At 68.6% G+C, this 4,505-nt stretch carries 2 protein-coding genes and 1 pseudogene; 1 reads left to right on the forward strand and 2 read right to left on the reverse strand.

Annotation, left to right across the window (positions count from 1 at the left end; translation table 11 throughout):
• A pseudogene (locus V7050_RS18420) lies at positions 1–1,575 on the reverse strand (indolepyruvate ferredoxin oxidoreductase family protein); the annotation flags it as partial.
• A gap of 242 nt (positions 1,576–1,817) precedes the next feature.
• On the opposite strand from V7050_RS18420, the gene V7050_RS18425 reads away from it, so the two are divergent.
• Positions 1,818–2,744, forward strand: a complete 927-nt coding sequence (locus V7050_RS18425; RefSeq protein ID WP_324366441.1) for a LysR family transcriptional regulator — start codon at positions 1,818–1,820, stop codon at positions 2,742–2,744.
• A 404-nt stretch (positions 2,745–3,148) separates the two neighbouring features.
• On the opposite strand, the gene V7050_RS18430 is transcribed toward V7050_RS18425, so the two are convergent.
• On the reverse strand, positions 3,149–4,330 hold the full coding sequence (locus V7050_RS18430; RefSeq protein WP_324366443.1) for an IS110 family transposase: 1,182 nt from the start codon (positions 4,328–4,330) through the stop codon (positions 3,149–3,151).
• Positions 4,331–4,505 lie beyond the last annotated feature (175 nt).

Raw genomic sequence — 4,505 nt, forward strand, 5'->3', positions numbered from 1 at the left:
GACGGCGTCGTTGAAGAGGATCTTGTAGGTGATGGTGGTGCCGGCGGCGAGGGCGGCGCGGATCGCCTGGACGCCGGAATGGTTGTAGGTGCCGTCGCCGAGGTTCTGGAAGACATGGGGGCGCGTGGAGAAGGGCGCCTCGCCTATCCAGTTCGCCCCCTCCCCGCCCATATGGGTGAAGCCCTCAGTGGCGCGGTCCATCCACTGCACCATGTAGTGGCAGCCGATGCCGGCATAGGCGCGGGCGCCGCCGGGCAGAAGCGTCGAGGTATTGTGCGGGCAGCCCGAGCAGAACCAGGGCTTGCGCACCGCGATCTCCTCGGCGTTGTCGGCGTGGAGCGCGGCGTCGAGCACGGTGCGGCGGGCGGCGAGCGTCTCGGTCTCCACGCCCTCCGCCGCGAGCAGGCCGCCGAGCGTATGCGCGATCCGGACCGGATCGAGCGCGGCCTTGACCGAGAAGACCGTCTCGCCGCGCTCGTTCTTCCAGCCGATCACCCGCCGGCCGCGGCGGTCGTCGAAGATCGCCTCCTTGATCTCGACCTCGAGCAGCTTGCGCTTCTCCTCGACCACGATGATCAGCTCGAGATCGTGCGCCCATTCGCGGAACGATTTCATGTCCAGCGGCCAGACCATGCCGATCTTGTAGGTCGAGATGCCGAGCCGGGCCGCCTGCGCGGCGTCGAGCCCGAGCAGCTCGAGTGCATGCACCGTGTCGAGCCACGACTTGCCGCAGGAGACGATGCCGATCCGCGCCCTGGCGTCGCCCCAGACGCGCCGGTCGATGCGGTTGGCGCGCGCGAAGGCCTCGGCCGAGAAGCGCTTGAAATCGTGCATGCGCGCTTCCTGGGCCACGGGCGTGTCGCCGAGCCTTATGTTGAGCCCGCCCTCGGGCATGGCGAAATCGGTCGGGGTCACGATCCGGAGCCGGTGCGGGTCGCCGTCGACCACCTCGGTCACCTCGATGGTGTCCTTGACGCATTTCAGCCCGACCCAGGCGCCGGAATAGCGCGAGAGCGCCCAGCCGAGCAGCGCGTAGTCGAGCACCTCCTGCACGCCCGCCGGCGAGAGGATCGGCATCATCGCATCGACCAGCGCGAATTCCGAATGGTGCAGCGTGGTCGAGCTCTCGCCGGTATGGTCGTCGCCGAGCGCCGCGAGCACGCCGCCCAAGGCCGCGGTGCCGGCCATGTTGGCGTGGCGGAAGACGTCGCCGCAGCGGTCCACGCCGGGGCCCTTGCCGTACCAGAGCCCGAAAACGCCGTCGACGCGGCCCTCGCCGCGCAGCGCCGCCTGCTGGCTGCCCCAGAGCGCCGTGGCGGCGAGATCCTCGTTGAGACCCGGCTCGAACGTCACGTCCGCGGCCGCGAGCTCGCGCTCCGCGCGCATCATCTGCAGGTCGAGGCCGCCGAGCGGCGAGCCGCGGTAGCCGGTGGCATAGCCCGCGGTGGAGAGCCCTGCGGCCTCGTCGCGCGCCTTCTGCATCAGGAGCGCGCGCACCAAGGCCTGGGTGCCGCCGAGCAGCACCTGCCGCTTGGTCAGGTCGAACCGGTCTGCGAGCGAGACGTCGTGCAACATCCTGCTTCCTCGTTCCGGCGGAGGGCCGGATGGGTCGCCCCCTCGAATCTAGGCCGGAAGCGGCGAGGAATGAAGCAAAATCACCGCAATATGACCAATGCTCCGCATATGGAAAGAAAGTATCCGTCCGCCGCCGCGGCGTGAAAGCAAGGACAAAAACCATGACCCCGATCGGAAATCTGTGCTAGGGGCGTCTCGCGCAGCGGATCGGGCTGCGCCTGGCAAGACCTGAAGAGACCGTCATGGACTGGGACAAGCTGCGAATCTTCCACGCGGTCGCCGATGCCGGCAGCCTGACCCATGCCGGCGAATCGTTGCATCTTAGCCAGTCGGCGGTGAGCCGCCAGATCCGGGCGCTCGAGGAGAGCCTCAACACCACGCTCTTCCGCCGCCATGCCCGCGGGCTGATCCTGACCGAGCAGGGCGAGCTGCTCTTCGAGGCGACGCGCACCATGACCAAGCGCCTCGACGCCACGGCGGCGCGCATCCGCGACAGCGAGGACGAGGTCTTCGGGGAGTTGCGCGTGACCACGACCCTCGGCTTCGGCACGCTCTGGCTGCTGCCGCGGCTGCCGCGGCTCTTCGCGCTCTATCCCAATCTCAAGATCGACCTGATGCTCGAGGAAAAGCTCCTCGACCTACCCATGCGCGAGGCTGATGTGGCGATCCGCATGAAGGAGCCGAGCCAGGCCGAGCTGATCCGCCGCCGGCTGATGGACGTGCGCATCTGCTTCTACGCCAACGCCGACTACGTGGCGCGCAACGGCCTGCCGGAGACCGCCGAGGCGCTCGCGGACCATCGCCTGATCACCCAGAGCCCCTCCTCGCCGCAGGTGCGCGCTGGGCTGGAGTTCAGCCAGCCCTTCGTCGCCGCGGCCACCCGGTCGGCGATGACGGTCAATACCTATTTCGGCATCCTGCAGGGGGTGATCCACGGCATCGGCATCGGATCCCTCCCCGATTACGTCACGGCGGACTTTCCCGATCTGGTGCGGGTGCTGCCGGACGTGCAGAGCGCCACGATCCCGGTCTATCTCGCCTATGTCGAGGAATTGCGCCATTCCAAGCGGGTCTGCGCCTTCCGCGACTTCGTTCTGGAGGAGATCCAGAGCTTCCGGCGGCGGGCCCTTCAGGAGGCACCAGAGACCGGCCATGCAATGACACCATAGCTGCCATGCGCAAATTTTGGGCATTCGTTCTTGCGCGCACCGGGATGTGAAGCTATATTACAACTCGAAGTTGGGCCTCCGAATTTCGGATGTGCCTGCTTCACCTCCCTGTTGGACTTGGGCCGAGCCATGCGCTCGGCCTCTTTTTTTCCAACGTCCGTTGGCTGCGACCGCGGCATTTGCGGGTTCCGGCGGGCGGCGTGGCGGCTCCGGTCGATGATCGTGCGGGTCGCATATTTTTGTGATCACGAACGAATCCCATATTTGGCGGCGCAGAATTATGTCCGGCAACACCATACCTCCGCCCGAGTTCCGGGCGGGTAGGCGTCACCACCCCGCCCGGCGGGCACCGCCGGGCAGCGCCCGCCCCGCCCCGTTTCGCCAATGGCTGCGTTATGGGCAAGTCAAGCGGCTTTTCGATCCCGATCGAAGGCTTCGTGGTTGCGGAGCATGGTCCAGAGCACGGTGACGCGGCGGCGCGCGAGAGCGATGAGGGCCTGGGTGTGGGTTTTCCCCTCGCGGCGCTTTCGGTCGTAATAGGCCTTCGAGAGCGGATCCCCCGCGCGCACCGCGCAGAAGGCGCTCTGGAAGAAGATCCGCTTGAGGGCCTTGTCGCCGCCCCTGGCGCGCCGCCAGCCGCGCGCCTTGCCCGATTGCCTGAGCACCGGGGCGAGGCCGGCGGTCGAGGCCAGCGCGTCGGCGGAGGGGAAGCGTGCGATATTGCCGAGATGGGCGAGGAGTTCTGCCGCCAGGATCGCCCCCACCCCCGGCAGGCTCTGGATGAGGGCGCCGTCAGGGTGGCGTTCGAGCAGGGCTTCCAGGTCGCGGTCGAGCCGGGCGAGCCTGGCGCGGGTCTCCAGCGCCTCCACGGCCATCTCGCGGATCATCTCGGCGGTCGCCGCCTCGCCGGGCACGACGATCCGCTGGGCCGCGGCCGCGGCGAGCGCGGCGTCGGCCAGCGCCTCGACCCCGCGCAGATGCGGCGTCTTTCTCAGATGCGCGATGAGGCGCTTCCTGCCGGCGCGGCGGATCTCGGCGGGGGTGACATGGCGCGCGAGCAGCGCCAGCGGCCCCTTGCAGGTGACGTCCAGCGCCCGTTCGAGGCCCGGATGGATGCCGCCGAGCAGCTGGCGCAGCCGGCACAGGCGCCGGGTCTGCTCGGCCACCAGCTCGCGCCGGCGCGCCACCTTCAGCCGCAGCGCGACGAGGGTGTCGTCATCGGGCAGGACCGGCCGCAGGGGCCTGGTGCGAACCAGATCGGCGATGGTGCGCGCGTCCCCGGGATCGGATTTGCGCTCGCCCCCGGCGAAACCCTGGCCCGCCCGGTTGACCGCGATGCCGGGGGTATGGACGAGCGCGAAGCCCTCACCCAGCAGCATGGCTTCGAGAAAGCGCGCAACCGAGCCCACCACGTCCAGCCCGATCACCGCCTCGCCTTCGAGCGCATGAAGCTCCGCCACGAAGCCCTCGATCGCCTCCGGATCGTTCTCGACCGCGCGGTCGAGAACGATCCGGCCACCCGCGTCCATGGCGCAAGCCCAGTGGGTCTGCTTCGCCACATCGATCCCGACGAATATCTTCTCCATCAAGCCCCCCGACCGTTCTCGCCCAACCGCAGTCCCGGCCTCGCCGACATCGCCTTACAAAGCCATCAGCGGCATCGCGTAATCAGTGGTCGAACCCGGACGGCGATGCGGGCGGCCCAGCCACCGAAACCATCGAGGGCAGCGTGCCTCGAAGCCATTCCCGCATCGCCTGCGC

The organism is Amaricoccus sp. (genome assembly GCF_036846665.1).
GTDB lineage: Bacteria > Pseudomonadota > Alphaproteobacteria > Rhodobacterales > Rhodobacteraceae > Amaricoccus.

Bases quoted from the DNA above. Each gene is read 5' to 3' on its own strand.
- V7050_RS18425 (WP_324366441.1), top strand. From the start codon at position 1,818: ATGGACTGGGACAAGCTGCGAATCTTCCACGCGGTCGCCGATGCCGGC.
- V7050_RS18430 (WP_324366443.1), bottom strand. From the start codon at position 4,330: ATGGAGAAGATATTCGTCGGGATCGATGTGGCGAAGCAGACCCACTGG.